The 16,817-nt window shown below is 73.0% G+C and carries 12 protein-coding genes; 4 read left to right on the forward strand and 8 right to left on the reverse strand.

Features of this window, described 5'->3' with window-relative positions; genetic code table 11:
• The first annotated feature begins 111 nt into the window (after positions 1-111).
• Entirely contained in the window at positions 112-1,311 is a 1,200-nt protein-coding gene (locus QFZ75_RS40505) for an NAD(P)/FAD-dependent oxidoreductase (protein ID WP_307545754.1), read from the forward strand.
• 65 nt (positions 1,312-1,376) lie between these two features.
• On the opposite strand, the gene QFZ75_RS40510 is transcribed toward QFZ75_RS40505, so the two are convergent.
• Entirely contained in the window at positions 1,377-2,579 is a 1,203-nt protein-coding gene (locus QFZ75_RS40510; RefSeq protein ID WP_307545755.1) for an NAD(P)/FAD-dependent oxidoreductase, read from the reverse strand.
• 35 nt (positions 2,580-2,614) lie between these two features.
• Positions 2,615-4,213, reverse strand: coding sequence for a right-handed parallel beta-helix repeat-containing protein (locus QFZ75_RS40515; protein WP_307545757.1), 1,599 nt, complete (start codon positions 4,211-4,213; stop codon positions 2,615-2,617).
• A gap of 528 nt (positions 4,214-4,741) precedes the next feature.
• On the opposite strand from QFZ75_RS40515, the gene QFZ75_RS40520 reads away from it, so the two are divergent.
• The 3 genes from QFZ75_RS40520 (at position 4,742) to QFZ75_RS40530 (ending at position 12,932) form a co-directional block, all read left to right on the forward strand.
• Positions 4,742-10,774, forward strand: coding sequence for a non-ribosomal peptide synthetase (locus QFZ75_RS40520; RefSeq protein ID WP_307545758.1), 6,033 nt, complete (start codon positions 4,742-4,744; stop codon positions 10,772-10,774).
• 409 nt (positions 10,775-11,183) lie between these two features.
• Positions 11,184-12,740, forward strand: coding sequence for an acyl-CoA carboxylase subunit beta (locus QFZ75_RS40525; protein WP_307545760.1), 1,557 nt, complete (start codon positions 11,184-11,186; stop codon positions 12,738-12,740).
• 12 nt (positions 12,741-12,752) lie between these two features.
• A complete protein-coding gene (locus tag QFZ75_RS40530; protein WP_307545762.1) occupies positions 12,753-12,932 on the forward strand; it encodes an acyl-CoA carboxylase epsilon subunit in 180 nt (59 codons plus the stop codon).
• Between the two features lie 249 nt (positions 12,933-13,181).
• Here QFZ75_RS40530 and QFZ75_RS40535 read toward each other — a convergent pair whose 3' ends face one another.
• The 6 genes from QFZ75_RS40535 to QFZ75_RS40560 all read right to left on the reverse strand — a co-directional run bounded on the left by QFZ75_RS40535 (position 13,182) and on the right by QFZ75_RS40560 (position 16,794).
• Positions 13,182-13,475 carry a DUF6059 family protein gene (locus tag QFZ75_RS40535; protein WP_307545764.1) on the reverse strand — a complete coding sequence of 98 codons (294 nt, stop codon included), beginning with the start codon at positions 13,473-13,475 and terminating at the stop codon, positions 13,182-13,184.
• 270 nt (positions 13,476-13,745) lie between these two features.
• Complete coding sequence (locus QFZ75_RS40540) at positions 13,746-13,892, reverse strand: hypothetical protein (protein WP_307545765.1); 147 nt, start codon at positions 13,890-13,892, stop codon at positions 13,746-13,748.
• An 86-nt stretch (positions 13,893-13,978) separates the two neighbouring features.
• On the reverse strand, positions 13,979-14,257 hold the full coding sequence (locus QFZ75_RS40545; protein ID WP_307545767.1) for a hypothetical protein: 279 nt from the start codon (positions 14,255-14,257) through the stop codon (positions 13,979-13,981).
• A gap of 63 nt (positions 14,258-14,320) precedes the next feature.
• Positions 14,321-16,108, reverse strand: a complete 1,788-nt coding sequence (locus tag QFZ75_RS40550; RefSeq protein WP_307545769.1) for an ABC transporter ATP-binding protein — start codon at positions 16,106-16,108, stop codon at positions 14,321-14,323.
• The gene (locus tag QFZ75_RS40555; protein WP_307545771.1) at positions 16,109-16,543 is read right to left on the reverse strand and encodes a lasso peptide biosynthesis B2 protein; all 435 of its coding nucleotides are present in this window, start codon (positions 16,541-16,543) and stop codon (positions 16,109-16,111) included.
• Entirely contained in the window at positions 16,540-16,794 is a 255-nt protein-coding gene (locus QFZ75_RS40560; RefSeq protein ID WP_307545773.1) for a lasso peptide biosynthesis PqqD family chaperone, read from the reverse strand. The genes QFZ75_RS40555 and QFZ75_RS40560 overlap by 4 nt, the downstream gene beginning before the upstream one ends.
• Positions 16,795-16,817 lie beyond the last annotated feature (23 nt).

Raw genomic sequence — 16,817 nt, forward strand, 5'->3', positions numbered from 1 at the left:
TCGCTCGGGCCCCGGCCAAGGGGGGCCGCCGCTCGACCGCGCCGCGAGGGGGAGGCCGCAGGGTGGACGGCGTCCACGGAAGCGTGACACGGCATTCGAGTGGGGGCGGGCATGAAGGTCCTGATCATCGGCGGGGGCGTCGGCGGTCTCTGCCTGGCGCACAGCCTGCTGCGTGCCGGCGTTCCGGTCGAGGTCCACGAACGGGACACGACCCCGGAGGGCCGCCGGCAGGGGTATCGGCTGCGGATCAGCCCGGAGGGAGAGCAGGGCCTGCGCGCCTGTCTGCCGCAGGAGCTGCAGGATCTGCTGGTGGCCACCGCCAACCGGCGGGAGCACGGCGGGCTGGCCGCCTACGACGAACGGCTCGAACCGCAGTGGGCACCGACGGTCCCGGATTCGAGGGGCGAGGCCCCCGACAGGATCGACGCGGTGGACCGGGTGACGCTGCGCCGGATCCTGCTGACCGGGCTGGAGCGGGTGGTGCGTTTCGGCCGCGACTGCCGGGACGTGGAGTTCCTGCCCGACGGGCGGGTGCGCGCACATTTCGCACAGGGCGACCCGGCCGAGGGCGACCTGCTGGTCGCGGCGGACGGCGCCGGTTCGCGCATCCGCGCCCGGCTGCGGCCGCAGGACCGGCCGAAGGACCTGGGCGTGCGCACGGTCTTCTCCCGGATCCCGCGCGCCGCGGCGCACAGCGCAGGCCTTCCGGAGGTGCTGCGGGACCGGTTCTCCTATGTGATCGGCTCGGACGGACACCACCTGGGGCTGATGCCGATGGTGTTCCGCGAGGCCCCGACCGCGGCGGCGCGGCGGCTGGCCCCGGCGGCGCGTCTGACGGACCCCGAGGACTACTACATGGCCGTGTTCAATGTGCATCGCGGCGATCTCGCCCTCCCGGACGAGGAGTTCTTCGCGCTGTCCGGGAAGCAGCTGAACGCGTTGGTGACGCAACGGACCGCGGGGTGGCACCCGGCGCTGCGCGGGGTGTTCGACCACGCCGACACCGAGCAGTCCTTCGCCGTGGCGCTGCGGGCGACCGTCCCCGTCGAGCCCTGGGAGCCGGGGCCGGTGGTGCCGCTGGGGGACGCGGCGCACACCATGCCGCCGTCCGGCGGAGTGGGTGCGAACACGGCGCTGCGCGATGCCGCGGGGCTCGGCCGGGCACTGTCCGAGGCCGCGGCCGGCCGGGAGGATCTCGCCGCGGCGCTGGCGTCCTACCAGCAGGCCATGGCCGAGTACGCCGAAGAAGGGGTGCAGCTGTCGCTGCGGATCGCCAAGTGGTCGATCCCGGCGACAGAGGTACCGGCCTGAGCCGGGCACACGCGAAGGGACCGCGCCGTGCCGGCGCGGTCCCTTCGCGTGTGCCACGGTGGTGCTCAGGGACTCCAGTCGATGTCCGTGGAGCCCTTCGCCATCTGCAGCGACATGGTCACCGCCGCCGCCGCGTACGAGGCCATGGCCGTGCCGTAGGCGCGGGCCGCCTCGGTGACGGTCTGCGCGCGGCGGTCCACCTTGCCCAGTTCGCGGCACAGCAGTGCGGCGTCCTGGACCGCGGTGTTCGCCCCGACCCCGCCGGAGGGCGGCATCGCGTGCACCGCGTCGCCCAGCGGGATGACACGGCCCGGCTCCCAGGGGCGCACCGGCACCGCGGCGCGCAGGGCGATCGGGTGCGTGTCGGGGGCCGCCGCGTGGTCCAGCAGGGCACGCAGGTCCGGGTGCCAGCCGGCGGTGCGCGCCCGCAGCAGGGCGAGCAGCTGCTCGCCGGTCATGGCGAAGAACGCCTCGTCGGACACGTCCAGGGCATCGCGGTGCAGGTTCAGCACCGTCGTGTAGTAGTCCTCGGTGTCCACCGCCACGGGCGCCCCCGGGGGCCGCGAGGTGCGGAACGTCATCGGCAGCAGGCCGAAGCTCACACCGTCGCAGGCGGTGACGGCGCTGAACCGGTCCTGCAGGAAGTCCGGGAGACCGCTCTTGACCACGGCCTCCCTCGGGACGCGCGAGACGATCGACCGCACCTTCAGGTCCCGGGGGCGGTCCTCGTCCCCGGGCCGGCACCGGGCGCGCACCGCGGAGTCCACCCCGTCGGCGGCCACCAGCACGTCGCCGGTGTCGGTGGTGCCGTTGGCGAAGTAGGCCCGGACCCGGCCGTCCTGCGTCTGCTCGAGGCGTTCGAAGGAGCTGTCGAGGACGACCGTGTCCTCCAGGCCGGTGAAGAGGATCGCGCGCAGGGCGGCCCGGTCGACCGCGTCCACCCGGCGGTCCTCGGCGACGTCCGGCTCGTTCATCTCCCACACCGGGGACAGGTGCTCGTCGAAACCGGCGATGCCCTTGTCGTACGTCATCGAGGTGGCGACGAGCAGTTCGTGCAGGTGGTTCGGCAGGCACGCGCGCAAGGCCTCGTCGCCCTCCGGGGTGATGCGCAGCCGGTAGCGGTCGGCGGAGCCGGGGACGTGGGCGTCCCGCTCGTGCACGGCGACGTCGATCCCTTCCCGCCGCAGCCCCTGGGCGAGGCTCAACCCGCCGATACCGGCACCGATGACCAGCACCCGCAGGCGTTGGCCCGGGTCCCGTCGGGTCATGCTGTTCTCCCTTGTCTCGTCGGGGGTGTGTCCGGCTACCGGACCGGGGGTCCGGTGTAGGCGCCGATGTTGGGGGCGGTGTCGGGGATCGGGTTGCCGAAGAAGTCCCGGCCGCCGTCGCCGGCCACGGGGACCCCGGCGCGGAGCGCGGGCGAGCCGGCGCGGAGCCGGTATCCACGGGTGTCGGACAGGCCGGTCGCCGTGCCGGGCGCGACCAGGCGCGGGTCACCGGTGCGGGCCTGGGAGTCGCCGGAGGGCGGTGTGGTGATGTTCTGGTACAGGTTGTGGTCGTAGACGCCGTGGGGGTCGTTCCAGCCCGCGCCGGCGGACCGGCCGACGAAGATGTTGTCGGTGAAGTTCAGCTTGTTGTCCGTGTAGTTGGCCACCATGCGCTCGGCGACATCGCTGTAGACCGTGTTGCCGTAGAAGTCGACGCCGCCGGACTCCAGGCAGATGGTCGTGATGACGCCGACGTAGTCCCGGCCCCCTTCCTCGAAGAAGTCGGGGAACCAGCCGTTGGAGTTGTCGTTCTGGCTGATGTTGTAGCGGACCACGGTGTTGTCGCTGGGACGCCCGGCGTCGGAGCACACGACGAGCATGCCGCCCTGGTTGTTCGCGCTGAAGTTGTACTCGAAGACCGTGTCCGAGTTGGCGTGTTCGGTCATGAACGCGGCGGACGGCAGCGCGTCGTGGCCCGCGCCGTCGGTGACCACGTTGTGGCTGAAGACGGTGCCGTCGGAGTTGAACGCGCTCATGGCCGCGGTGTAGGACGGGGCCCGCTCGGCCCATCCCCTGACGGTGTTCCGGGCGACCAGTGCGTCCTTGCCGTTCTGCACGCCGACGGCGTCGCCACCCAGGTCGGACATGTGGTTGCCGACGATCCGGAGCCGGGTCATGGGCAGGTAGGTGGTGCCTCGGCCGTCCGGGTACCGGGCGCGGCGCTCCCAGTCGGAGTAGGTCATGACGCCCTGCCGGTCGACGTGCCTGACCGTGTTGCCGGTGATGGTGACGTCGTCGAAGGCCGTCGGGGTCCGCGTCCCGCCGGCCTTGAGGATGATTCCGCCGCTGACGTCGGGTGAGTGCGGACTGGCGCAGTCGCACCCGTTGACGTCGTGGACGTGGTTGTCGGCGATGACGATGTGCCGTGCCGTGCCGAAGTCGGTCAGCCGGACGTAGATGCCGATCCGCAGCTCGTCCGCGGCCGGCGGGGTCGTACCCCAGTTGGACACGTCGAGGTCGCGCACCTCCCAGTACTCGACGTTGTCCAGCAGGACCGCGGCGAGCGCCCCCTGCCCGGCGATCGCCGGCTTGGCCCCCTTGCCGTAGGCGTCCGTGGCGATGGGCCGGGCCGCGGTGCCCGAGCCGTGCGGGGCGAAGGTGCCCTCGCACCGGGTTCCGCGCTTGAACAGGATGCGGCTGCCGGGCGTGAAGGTCACCGAGTTGGCCTTCCGCAGGGTCCGCCAGGCCTGTGCGGGGCCGTGCCCCGAGGCCGAGTCGCTGCCGCCGGCGCAGTCGAGGTAGTACCGGTTCCCGGAACGCTCCGGCGCGGACGCCGTGGCCGCCGGAGCGCTGAGCGCCGTGACCGCGATCAGCGCTGCCGGCAGGCAGATCCTGCGTATCCAGCCGGATCTCATGGTGTGTTTCCTTCCTCCACGAGCTGGGGTGCAGCCCGCGGCACGGGCCGGGCAGGATGCTGGCAACGCCGGCTCGCACCGGACTCGGGACACCCTCGAAGCCGCGGGCACGGCACTCCCGCGTTCCCCCTTGCGCGAGCCGCCCCGGCGTCCTGGTCCGCCCGCCCGGTGCCGGGGTGCGCCGTCCGCAACCGTCGCGGCCACGGCTCCAGGACGTTTTGAGCCCGGCGCGAGCGGGCGTTGCCAGCATCTGCCCGGGCCGTGCCACCGGCCGTGGCACGGCCCGCCGCGCGGGAGGAAGAACACCATGACAGCGGTGCACCCCATGCCGGCAGCCGCGTCCTGTGCGCCCCCGGCCCCCGGTGCACCGGCGTCTTCGGCCCCGACGGATCGAGGACCGCGGCCCGCGCCGGGCGGACCCCGGCCCCGGACGCGGGTGGTCGCGCCGCGGTTCCGGCCTCCGCCGCGCCGGCCTCGTACGACGCCGCGTCCGTGCTGGAATCCCCGCCGAGAAAACCCGGAGTGAGCATGACTGCGAGTCCCGCATCACCCACCATCGGCCACGTCTTCGCCACGGTGGCCAAGGAGCGCGCCGACCATGCCGCGGTGGTCGCCGACGGCGTCCGGCTGAGCTACCGTCACCTGGCCGACTGGGCCGGCTCGGTCGCCGCCCGGCTGTCGGACCGGCTCGCGCCCGAGGAACTGGTCGCGATCTGCGCCCCGCGCTCGGCGGCGACGGTGGCCACGATGCTCGGCGTGGCGCTCGCCGGGGGCGCCTGCCTGCCGCTGGACCCCAACGCCCCGGAGCACCGGCTGCGCGCGCTGGTCGAGCAGAGCGGCACCCGCACGCTCTTCGCCGCACCGCAGGCGGCGGCCCGGTTACGCGCCGTCCTCCCCGCGGACGTGAGAGTGCTGGAGACGGACGCGGCGCCCCCCGCGCCGGTGGCCGCGTGGACGCCCCGCGACCGCCCCGACGGCCTGGCCTACGTCGTCTACACCTCGGGCAGCACCGGGCGGCCCAAGGGTGTGATGGTCGAGCACCGCTCGCTGCTGCATCTGGTGCGCGGCGCCACTGTGCGGCTGTCCCCCGACGATGTGGTGCTGCAGCTGGCGCCGCTGTACGTCGACCCGTCGATGCTGGAGGTCTGGGGCGCCCTGCTCAACGGGGCGACCCTGGTCCTGCCCGAGCAGGCGCAACCCAGTGTGCACGAGATCGGCCACGCGGTACGCGTGCACAAGGTGACCGTGCTCCGGCTGGCCGCACCGCTGTTCCGGCTGGCCGTCGAGCATGTCCTGGACGATCTGCGCGGACTGCGCCTGCTCATCTCCGGCGGTGACCGCGCCCACGTGCAGGCGGTGCGCACCGCGCTGCGCGCCCTGCCCGGCTGCCGCGTCGTCAACGGCTACGGGCCGACCGAGACCACGGTCTACGCCTGCTGGCTCGAACTGGACTCCGCGCTCCAGTACGACCGGAGCTGGCCGTCGGTGCCCATCGGCCGTCCGGTGGCCGGCGCCGTCGCCCATGTCCTCGGCCCCGACCGGCGGCCGGTGGCGCCGGGGCAGGACGGCGAGTTGTGCATCGGCGGGCCCGGGGTGGCCCGCGGCTACCTGGGCCGGCCGGAGCTGACGGCCCGGCAGTTCATCCCCGAGCCCGGACATCCGCAGCGCAGGGCGTACCTGACCGGGGACCGGGTGAAACTGCTGCCGGACGGCAACCTCGCCTTCCTGGGGCGTCTGGACGACCAGGTCAAGATCCGCGGCCACCGGGTGGAACCGGGCGAGACCGAACACGTCCTCCTGCTGCACCCGGCCGTGCGCGGGGCGGCCGTGGTCGCGCACGGCGACGAGCAGGCCCGGCAGCTCACCGCGTACGCCTGCCTGGCCGACGACGCCCGCATCACCCCCGACGACCTGCGCGCCCACCTTGCCGCACGGCTGCCCGACCCGCTGGTCCCCGCCACGGTCGAGGTCCTGGCCGCCCTGCCGACCACCCCCAACGGCAAGGTGGACCGCAAGCTGCTGGCCGAGCGCGGCGCACGGCAGCAGGCGCCCGCCGCACGGTCCGGACCGCGGCCGCCCGCCCCGGACACCACCGCCACCGAGCGGTTCGCGGCGGCACTGTGGCACGACGTGCTCGGCGTGCCCGTCGACGCCGACACCGACTACTTCGCCGCGGGCGGCGACTCGCTGGCCGCGATGACCCTCCTGGCCCGCCTGGAGCGCGAACGCGGCGTGCGCATGTCGGTGGCGGAGTTCTTCGACGCCGCCACCGTGCGCGCCTTCGCCGCCCGTGTCGACGCGGCCCGCCCGGCCGGCCCGGCCGCCCCCCGCACCGGCCGCCGGCGTCTCCCCCTGCTGCCGGGCCAGCAGGGCATCTGGTTCGAACAGCAGGCCGTCCCGGGCGGGCGGTACACCATCTCCCGCACCTTGCTGGTCCGCGGCCCGATCGACGTTCCCGCGCTGCGGACCGCGCTGACCCGGCTGGGCGAGCGGCAGCAGGCCCTGCAGATGACGGTCGAGGAGGACGTGGACGGCTGGTGGCAGTGCGCGACCGCCGACCCGGGCTCCGGGGTGCGCCACGTGGACCTCGGCGCACTTCACGAGGCCGGCCGCGACGACCGGGCCCGCGAGCTGATCGCCCGGTCCGCGGGCGCCGACGCCGTCCTCGGCGCGCCCCTGCTGCGCACCCTGGTCGTCACGCTCGCCCCCTCGCGCACGCTCCTGCACTTCGACCTCCACCACGTCATCTCCGACGACTGGTCGCTGGACGTCTTCCTCTGCGAGCTGTCCGCCCTGTACACCGCGCAGCTCACCGGCCGGTCCTGCGGACTCGCCCCGTTGTGGCTGCCGTACGCCGACTACGTGCTGAGCGCGCTGGAACCGCAGCCGCGGCGGCTTGCCGAGGCCTGCCGGTTCTGGAAGGAGTCCCTGGCCGACGGTGCCGCCTCGATCGACCTGGTCGCCGACCGGACCCGGCCCGCCGTGCTCAGCGGCGAGGGCGACCGGGTGCGGGTGCGGATCGGCGAGCGGCAGGCCGCCCGGCACGCGGCGACCGCCCGGCGGCACGGCATGAGCCGCTACATGTTCTGCCTGGCCGGGGTGTACGCCGTGCTGCTGGCGTACACCGAACGTGACGAACTGTGCCTGGGCAGCCTGGCCACCGTGCGCGGCCAGGCGGGCACCGAGCAACTCCTCGGTTACTTCGTCAATCTGCTTCCGGTGCGTGTCGACGCCGGCGGCGACGTCACGGTGGACGAACTGTTCCAGCGGGTCAAGGACGCCTGCCTCGCGGCCCACCGGCACCAGGAGGTGCCGTTCCAGGACGTCTGCCGGACGCTGGGGCTGCCGGGAGCCGCACGTGGCTCGACGCCCTTCCAGGCCGTGGTCAACTACCAGCAGCGGCAGCCCGACGCGCTGGACCTGGCGGGCAGCCCGGTCGAGCCCTGGCCCGTGGACACGCCCGGCACGGCCAAGTTCGAGCTCTCCTTCGCCTTCCGCGAGTCGGGCGCCGGTGTCGATCTGGAGCTGGAGTTCAGCACCGACCTGTTCGGCCGCTCCCGGATCAGCCACCTCGCCGACCAGCTCGCCACCGTGCTCGACCGGCTCTGCGAGGACGACGGGCCGCTGAGCGGGCTGGACATCGAGCCGCCCGCGGCGGTCCGGCCGCTGCCCCTGCCCCGGCGGCCGGCCGGCGGCACGCTGCACACCCTCTTCGCCCGGCAGGCCGCGGCCCACCCGGACAGGACGGCCGTGATCGGTGACGACATCACCCTCGACTACGCCGCGCTGGACCGGCTCAGCGACCGGGCCGCCACCCGGCTGACCGACCACGGGGTGCGGCCGGGAGACCGGGTGGCCATCCTGCTGGAACGCTCCCCGAAGCTGATCACGGCGATCCTCGGGGTGCTCAAGGCCGGCGCGACGTACGTCCCGCTCGACCCGTCCTACCCGGACGAGCGGCTCGCCCACACGGTGCGCGACGCCGAGGTGCGGGCCCTGGTCAGCAGCGGCAGGACCGGCGGGCGCGCCCTCACCGGCGTCCTGGCGCCGGTCCTCGACATCGACCGGCTCACCGCCGGTGACGGCGAGGTCTCCCTGCCCGTGAGCGGCGCGCACGACCCGGCGTACATCATCTACACCTCGGGCAGCACCGGCCGGCCCAAGGGCGTCGTCGTCTCCCACGGCGCGGTGGCCAACACCCTGCAGGCCTGCCTCGCCCGTCACCCCTTCCGCCAGGACGACGTATGGCTGCAGCTCACCTCTCCGGGGTTCGACGTGGCCGCCTTCGAACAGTTCATGCCGCTGATCTCCGGCGGCACCCTGGTCTACTGCGACGACGCGACCCGCGGCGACCGGAGCGCCCTGACCCGGATACTGCGCGAACGCGGGGTGACCGTCATGGTCACCGTGCCCTCGCTGCTGCGCGCTCTGGACCGGCCCGACCTGGCGGGCGTGCGGATCCTGGTGGTGGCCGGGGAACCGGCCGACATCCACGACACCCGGCACTACGCCCACGACCGGATCGTGATCAACGGCTACGGCCCCACGGAGGCCGCGGTCCTGGCCACCACCTACCAGGCCGCGCCCGGCGACCGGCTGGCCCGGGTACCGATCGGCACCCCGCTGGCCGGCACCAGCGGGCACATCCTCGACCGGCACGGGCGGCCCGCCGCCGTCGGCGTGCCCGGAGAACTGTGGCTCGGCGGCGCCGGGCTGGCCCACGGTTACTGGAACCGCCCGCAGGAGACCCAAGAACGCTTCACCACCGTCCCCGCGTTGGCCGGCGGCGAACGGCTCTACCGCACCGGCGACCGGGTGCGCCGGCTCCCCGACGGCGGCATCGACTACCTGGGGCGGCTCGACGGACAGATCAAACTGCGCGGCTTCCGTATCGAACTCGGCGAGATCGAGGCCGTCCTGGCCACGGTGTCCGGGGTGAACGAGGCGGTCGCCGTGCTCCTGGGCGCCGCCGACGACGCCGAACTGGCCGCCGCCTACGTCGGCACCGCCTCGCCCGAGCAGGCGCGTTCGCACCTGGCGCGGCTGCTGCCCGCCTACATGGTGCCCACGATCCTGACGCCCGTGCCCGTCCTGCCCACCAACAGCCACGGCAAGGCGGACCGCCGGGCACTCACCGCCCTGCTGGAACAGCACCGACACCTCGAGGCCGACGCGGCACACCCCGCCGAGACGGCCGACGACACCGAGCGCGGCGTCCTCGAACTGTGGACCCAGGTCGCCGGGGAACGGGTGCGCTCCCTGGACGACGACTTCTTCACGACCGGAGGCGACTCCCTGCGCGCCGTCCGGTTGCTCGGCGCGATCGAGCGCCGGTACGGCCGGCGCGTCGCCCTCCGCGACTTCCTGGAGACGCCGACCGTGCGCGCCCTCGCCCGGCAGCTGTCCACACCCTCGGACACCGGACCGAGCGCCCCGGTGGGCCCGCAGGACGCCCGGCTCGCTCCGGCGATCGTCTTTCCCGTCCCCGCCCCCGCTCCCGCGCCGGGCGAACCGCTGCTGCTGACCGGGGCCACCGGATTCGTCGGCGCCCATGTGCTGTACGAACTGCTGCAGCGCACCGACGCGCCGGTGCTGTGCCTGGTACGGCAGGACCCGTCCCGCATCGGCAAGGCCCTGGACCAGTACGGCCTGGACGTCACCTCCCACAGCCGGCGGATCATCCCGGTCCCGGGAGACCTGACCCTTCCGGGCCTGGGGCTCGACGGAACCCCCTGGGAGCGGGAGATACGCCAGGCCGCCGCGATCTTCCACCTCGGCGCCCGGGTCCACCACGTATCCGGCTACCACCACCTCGTGGCAGCCAATGTCAACGGGACCGCCGAACTGCTGCGCATCGCCGCCGAGGGGCGGCCCTCGCGCTTCCACCACATCTCCACCCTGGGCGTCTTCCGTGACGACCGCGCGATCCGCACCATCGGCGAAACCACCTCGACCGCGGACGAGAACCATCCCCGCGGCCGCGGCTACGCGGCCAGCAAGTGGTCCGCCGAACGACTCGTCACCCAGGCCGTCGCCAAGGGCGCGCACGCCCGCCTCTACCGGCTCGGCCGGGCCCTGGGCAGCACCACGACCGGGATGTGGAACCAGGACGACATGCTCACCCGGCTGGCGATGACCTCCGCCGAACTGGGCTGCTATCCGGACGACACCCGTCTGTCCTCCGCCGCCCTGGCCGTGGACACCATGGCACGCGCGCTGGTCGCCCTCGCCCTCGCCGAGGACCATCCCGGCGCCGTCTACCACCTGCACCACCCGCGCCCCACCGGACTCCGGCAGCTCCTCGCCCCCTACGAACGGCGCTCCGGCCGCCGTGTCCGCCCCGTCACCCTCCCCGCATGGGTGCACACCCTGGCCGACCACCCCGAACTGCCCGCCTACGTCTACCTCGAACACCTACGCGACCCGGGCTCCGGCACCCTCCACTACACCAACGACTCCACCGTCACGCACCTGAGCGGACTCGGCGTCACCCTGCCCGACCTGGACCCGGAACTCGTCGAACGGTGGTGGACGGGCGGGGGGACCGTCACGGGTTCATGACACTCCCGGGTTTCGGCACTTCCCGCGTCCGCGGAGCCCGGCTCGGGCGGTTCATGGCTCAGCGCTCGGAGCAGGACGAGTCCACCGGACACAGCGGTGGCTCCCTGCGCTCCCCGAACACCCAGGACGGCACCTGCCCGGTGGGCCCGCCCGATCCACGCTGTGCGCGCGGTGGCCACGTCCTGGGCCGATGTGCCGCCTGGCGCGCTTTCCGGCACCGAGCGGTAGTGGACCTGGCGTCGAGCGTTCTCGCGGACGCTCGGTCTCCTCAGCTTGATCGGCGCCGTCGACCTCTACGGTGCCGGCCGCAACGAGGAGCCGGTGGCGGGTCCTCGGGTTGCGGTGTGCCGCTGAGCCCCGCGGTGTGGTGCGCAAGTCCGTCGGCCGAGGCGAGAAGGAGCTCTGGACCATGGCGAACGATGTCGTCGGCCGGGTGGTCGAACTGCGGGCGATCCGTGCGCAGGCCCTTCGCGGCCCCGGTGACAAGGCGACCGCGGCGCAGCACGCCAAGGGGAAGCTCTCGGTACGGGAGCGGATCGGGCTGCTGCTGGACGAGGGCTCGTTCAACGAGGTCGAGCAGTTGCGCCGGCACCGGGCGAGCGGCTTCGGTCTGGAGGCCAAGCGGCCGTACACCGACGGTGTCGTGACCGGCTGGGGCACGGTCGAGGGCCGCACGGTCTTCGTGTACGCGCACGACTTCCGGATCTTCGGCGGCGCGCTGGGCGAGGCCCACGCCACGAAGATCCACAAGATCATGGACATGGCCATCGCGGCCGGGGCGCCGCTGGTCTCCCTCAACGACGGCGCGGGCGCCCGCATCCAGGAGGGCGTCTGCGCGCTCGCCGGCTACGGCGGCATCTTCCGGCGCAACACCCGCGCCTCCGGCGTCATCCCGCAGATCAGCGTCATGCTCGGCCCGTGTGCGGGCGGCGCGGCCTACAGCCCCGCGCTGACCGACTTCGTCTTCATGGTCCGCGAGACCTCGCAGATGTTCATCACCGGCCCCGACGTCGTCAAGGCGGTCACCGGCGAGGAGATCACCCAGAACGGCCTCGGCGGCGCCGACGTCCACGCCGAGACGAGCGGCGTGGCGCACTTCGCGTACGACGACGAGGAGACCTGCATCGCGGAGGTCCGCTACCTGCTGTCGATGCTGCCGCAGAACAACCGCGAGAACCCGCCGCAGATACCGTGCACCGATCCGGCCGCACGCCGCGGCGAAGCCCTGCTGGACCTGGTCCCCGCGGACGGCAGCCGCCCCTACGACATGACCGAGGTCATCGAGGAGCTCGTCGACGACGGCGACCACCTGGAGATCCACGAACGCTGGGCCCGCAACATCATCTGCGCCCTGGCACGGCTCGACGGCCAGGTCGTCGGCATCGTCGCCAACCAACCACAGGTGCTGGCCGGGGTCCTGGACATCGAGGCCTCGGAGAAGGCCGCACGCTTCGTCCAGCTGTGCGACGCGTACAGCATCCCCCTCGTCACGCTGCTGGACGTCCCGGGCTTCCTGCCCGGCGTCGACCAGGAGCACGGCGGAATCATCCGCCACGGCGCCAAACTCCTCTACGCCTACTGCAACGCCACCGTGCCGCGCATCAGCGTCGTCCTGCGCAAGGCCTACGGCGGCGCGTACATCGTCATGGACTCCCACTCCATCGGCGCCGACCTCACCTACGCCTGGCCCACCAACGAGATCGCCGTGATGGGCGCCGAGGGCGCCGCCAACGTCATCTTCCGCCGCCGGATCGCCGCGGCACAGGACCCCGAGGCAATACGGACCCGCATGGTCAAGGAGTACAAGGCCGAACTGATGCACCCCTACTACGCGGCCGAACGCGGCCTGATCGACGACGTCATCGACCCCGCCGACACCCGCGAGGTCCTGATCCGCTCGCTGGCGATGCTGCGGGCCAAGCACGCGAGCCTGCCGTCGCGCAAGCACGGCAACCCCCCGCAGTGAGGAGAGTCATCCGTGACCACCCTCGGCCTACGGATCGAGAAGGGCGAGGCCACCGACGAGGACCTCGCCGCCCTCACGGTCCTGCTCCTGACCCGTGCCGCGCGTACCGCCCCCGGCGGCGCGTACCGCGCCCGGAGCACCACCAGTTGGCGCCCTCACCATTTCCGTGCTCCGAACTCCTGGCAGGGCTGACGCACGACCACGCCGAAGGCGCTCGTACCGTGAGGAATTGCGCGAGGCCGTCGGCGACGGCTCCCGGCGTCGCGGAACTCGACGCGGAGGGCCAAGCGGCCGCCCTGAGGGAGAGCCCGCACCGGTGTCGACGTCACCCATCGGCCTCGGTTTCCGGCCGTCCCTGCGCGGACACAGCGGACACAGCGGGACGGGGCAGCGGTGACGTCCACCGCTGCCCCGTCCCGCTGCGCCTGTGCAGGCCGGGCATCACTCCCACTCGGTCTTCGGGAGGGCTGCCGGCGACGCCGCCAGATCGCTCAGCAGTCCGAGCTCGACCGCGGTCAACGGCAGATCCGTGCGCACGTGCTCCGGATGGCTCGGTCCGGGCCCGCTCAGCGGCCGTACCGACAGCCCGCTCGGCGCGCCCCGCCCCGTCGTCCTGGAGAGCAACTCCCGTACCTCCGGCACCGCGAGATACAGCGAGCCCGCCCCCACCAGAGCCCGTGCCACCCCCTTCGAGAGCCTTCGCGGAATCCGCCACCACGAGCCGAATTCGGGCATCCCCTGCCTCCCGGCGACCGGTGAACCGATACGGCCCAGCGTGGACAGCGGCGCTCGGCGAACGCTGGACGCCCGCATGTGGATGGATTGAGGCGGCCGGCCGGCGCACAGCCGCCGAGCCGGCGGTCTTCTCGGCGGTGCTGGGCGACGAGCCACGGCTGCGGCTGCCGAAAGCCGTCCGTGAGCAGCTTCTCACCCTGACCCGCGGCCGGTACGAGACGGGCGCGGCCGAGCAGTTGCGGCGGCGGACCGGGACGTCGGGTCCTGCCGTCACCGCTCCTGCACAGGACGGCGCATACGCCTGGGAGTCGGCTCGGGTCCTTCGAGTTCGGCCTGCCGGACCCTCCAGCCTTCGGAGTCGGCCTCGAAGTGGAACCAGGTGTCTTCCTTTTCCTGGTGCTGGTCGCCGGTGCTCACAGCTCGATGCTGCGGCTGGAGGGCAGGAGGGTGACTTCGACGCCGGGCGCCCGCGACGGCCACGACGCGGACCCCGATCCCGGCCGTCAGGAAGCCGTGGAGCCCGGGGCTTTCGTGCACGACACCCGGACGTGCCCGCTGTCGGCCGTGGCCCATGTGAGGAAGATCCGCAGGATCTTGCCGGGCAGCGGACGGCCCGGCATGCCCGGTGCCGGTGCGTCGCCGCCCTGATGGGCGTCGCGTTGTTCTTCGGTGGGCGGGGTGCCGTCGGGCAGGCCGGAGGGGAAGGGGAGGCGGAGGCGGGCGCACCGGACGTCGATGCCGAGAGGTGAGGCGAGGCCGGCTCCTGTCTCCGGGTGAGGCACGTGGCGCGATGACGCCTGCTGAACACCACCTGGGGACGCGCGCTGCGTTGACCGCTCCGTGGATCAACGCTCGCCGTTCTCCGGGGCACGACTGAGCAGGACGTGTGTGGCGGCCAGTTCACGGTATGCCGGGCTGGTGGCGAGAAGTTGGTCGTGCCGTCCGGAGGCCACCGTGCGGCCGTCTTCGAGGACGACGATCCGGTCGGCGTGCTGAACGGTGGACAGGCGGTGTGCGATGACGAGGACCGCGCAGTCGCGGGCGACGGCGCTGAGCGCCCGGGTCAGAGCCCTCTCGTTGACGGTGTCCAGATGCGAGGTGTGCTCGTCGAGCAGGAGCAGCCTCGGACGGGCGAGCAGGGCGCGGGCCAGGGCCACACGCTGGCGTTCTCCCGCGGAGAGAGTGCCGCCGCGATCGCCCAGCCTGCCGTCCAGACCCCCGGTCAATCGCTGCACCACGTGGTCGAGCCGGGTCAGTCGTACCACGCGGAGGATGTCGTCGTCCGTGGCGTCGGGGGCCGCGTAGGTGATGTTCTCCCGGAGCGTGCCCTCCAGTACGTGGGTGTTCTGATCCACGAGAGCGATACCCGCCCGGCACTGTTGGCGGCTCAGGCCCGTGGTCGGACGGCCGTCGAGCCGGATGGTTCCGGTGTCGGGGTCGTAGAGGCGCGCGACCAGGGAGAAGAGTGTGCTTTTGCCGGCTCCTGAGCGGCCGACGAGAGCCACGAGTCCATGGCGCGGCACGGTGAAGGTCGCCCCGCGAAGGACTGGCCGGTCCGGGACGTAGGCGAAATGGATGTCGGTCAGTTCGAGCGCGGGGGTCGCGGAGAGCGGGGTGGTCGACGGTGCGCCGGGGCCCGCGTGGCCGGGCCGCTGCGCGGGTTCCTCGGGGAGGTCGAGGACCTCGTCGATCCTCAGGTACGCGCCCGCCCCACGCTGGATCAGGCCGATGGCGCGGAACACCGACGACAGGGGCATGACCAGGTACGACGCGTACAGCAGGAAGGCGACCAGGTCTCCCAGCGAGTCCGCTCCACCACTCCCGACCCGCATGCCGCCGATGACCAGAACGAGCAGGAAGGAGCCCTGGACCGCGAGTTCGACGGCGCTGCTCATGACCGCGGCCAGTTTCGCCGTTTGTACGCCGGACCGGTAGGCCGAGTCCACCCGCTCGCCGATGCGGTGCGCTTCGCGTTCCTCGGCCCGGTACACCCGGACCACCGGCAGGGCGCCGAGGGCGCGTTCCAGTTCCGCGGCGACGGCGCCCAGGGAAGTCTGCACGTGCTCCGAGGCCACTCGCATGCCTTTCAGGAGCGTGGTGACGACGGCTGCGGCCAGGGCCACCGTCGCCACGACGAGGAGCAGCAGCAGCGGGTCCAGCCACAGCATCAGCAGCAGTGCCCCGGCCGAGACGAGGCAGCCGGTGAGGAGATCGACCAGGGCCTGGGAGACGACGTCCCGCAGCAGAGTGGTGTCGGCGGTGACGCGGGAGACGAGGTCGCCGCGGCGGTGCCGGTCCACTTCCCGCATCTCCAACCGCAGCAGCCGCGAGACGAGTCCGTGGCGCACCGTGCGGATCACGCCCTCGCCCATGCGGTCCAGCAGGAACCGGCCGGTCGCTCCGGCGGCGGCCTCCGCGGCGAAGAGCACGGACAGGAGCAGCAGGAAGGGCCACAGCGCCTCGCCGCGGGCGCTGGAATTCACGACGTGCTTGGCGACGAGCGGCTGGGCGAGTCCGAGGGCCGACGCGGCCAGGGTCAGCCCGGTCGCTGTGGCGATACTGGAGCGGTGCCCGGACGTCAGACGGAACAGGGCGGCGACGGAACCTCCCGTCGTCTGCGACGGCCGTGTCATTCACGTCCCCGCACGCCGCACCGGAGCCACGGTCACCAGTCGTGCGAAGTAGTCGTCCGGGACCCCCTCGCCGATGGGGCGGCCGTCGGCCTCGATCCAGGCGTGGGCGCTGAACGGCGGCACCTTGCGCACTCCGGTGCACCAGGTGGGCCAGGCGCCGTGGATCCGGCACAGCAGGGCCGCCCCGAGCGACCGGGGGAGGCAGCCGCGTGGCCCCGCGCAGCGCAGGCTCACCGCGCACAGCGCCTCACGGGCCGCCGCGGCCTGCGCGAGGGTGGCGGGCCGCGCGCCACGACGGACCCGCTCCAGTACGGCGCGGATATGACGCGGCGGCAGGAAGGACAGCATCAACGCGGGGACCAGGACGAGGCGAGCGGCCAGTCGCCGGGCGAGGGGGACTCCGGTGGGCCGGTCCAGGGCGCTGGGAGTGGTCATGAGACCAGCCCCGCGGACCGGAGGTCGCGTACCAGTGCCGACACGTCCTGCTCCGCGTGATCGCGGTCGATGTCGAACCGGGCGACGAGCGCCGTGACGGCGGCCGCCTCGTCGCCCTCGGTCATGAGCATCCTCACCACCAGTGCGCCCGTGGGGTTGAGTTCCCAGTACTCACCGGTGCGCTGGTCGAGGAGCACCGTTCCGTACTCGGTCTCCGCGGTGGAGACGTCGGTGCCGAATCGGAGCGTCACGGGATCGGTCCCTTTCTGCTGTC

This window comes from Streptomyces sp. V3I8 (assembly GCF_030817535.1).
Lineage (GTDB): Bacteria > Actinomycetota > Actinomycetes > Streptomycetales > Streptomycetaceae > Streptomyces.

Bases quoted from the DNA above. Each gene is read 5' to 3' on its own strand.
- QFZ75_RS40510 (WP_307545755.1), bottom strand. From the start codon at position 2,579: ATGACCCGACGGGACCCGGGCCAACGCCTGCGGGTGCTGGTCATCGGT.
- QFZ75_RS40520 (WP_307545758.1), top strand. From the start codon at position 4,742: ATGACTGCGAGTCCCGCATCACCCACCATCGGCCACGTCTTCGCCACG.
- QFZ75_RS40505 (WP_307545754.1), top strand. From the start codon at position 112: ATGAAGGTCCTGATCATCGGCGGGGGCGTCGGCGGTCTCTGCCTGGCG.
- QFZ75_RS40535 (WP_307545764.1), bottom strand. From the start codon at position 13,475: ATGCCCGAATTCGGCTCGTGGTGGCGGATTCCGCGAAGGCTCTCGAAG.
- QFZ75_RS40525 (WP_307545760.1), top strand. From the start codon at position 11,184: ATGGCGAACGATGTCGTCGGCCGGGTGGTCGAACTGCGGGCGATCCGT.
- QFZ75_RS40555 (WP_307545771.1), bottom strand. From the start codon at position 16,543: ATGACCACTCCCAGCGCCCTGGACCGGCCCACCGGAGTCCCCCTCGCC.
- QFZ75_RS40515 (WP_307545757.1), bottom strand. From the start codon at position 4,213: ATGAGATCCGGCTGGATACGCAGGATCTGCCTGCCGGCAGCGCTGATC.
- QFZ75_RS40550 (WP_307545769.1), bottom strand. From the start codon at position 16,108: ATGACACGGCCGTCGCAGACGACGGGAGGTTCCGTCGCCGCCCTGTTC.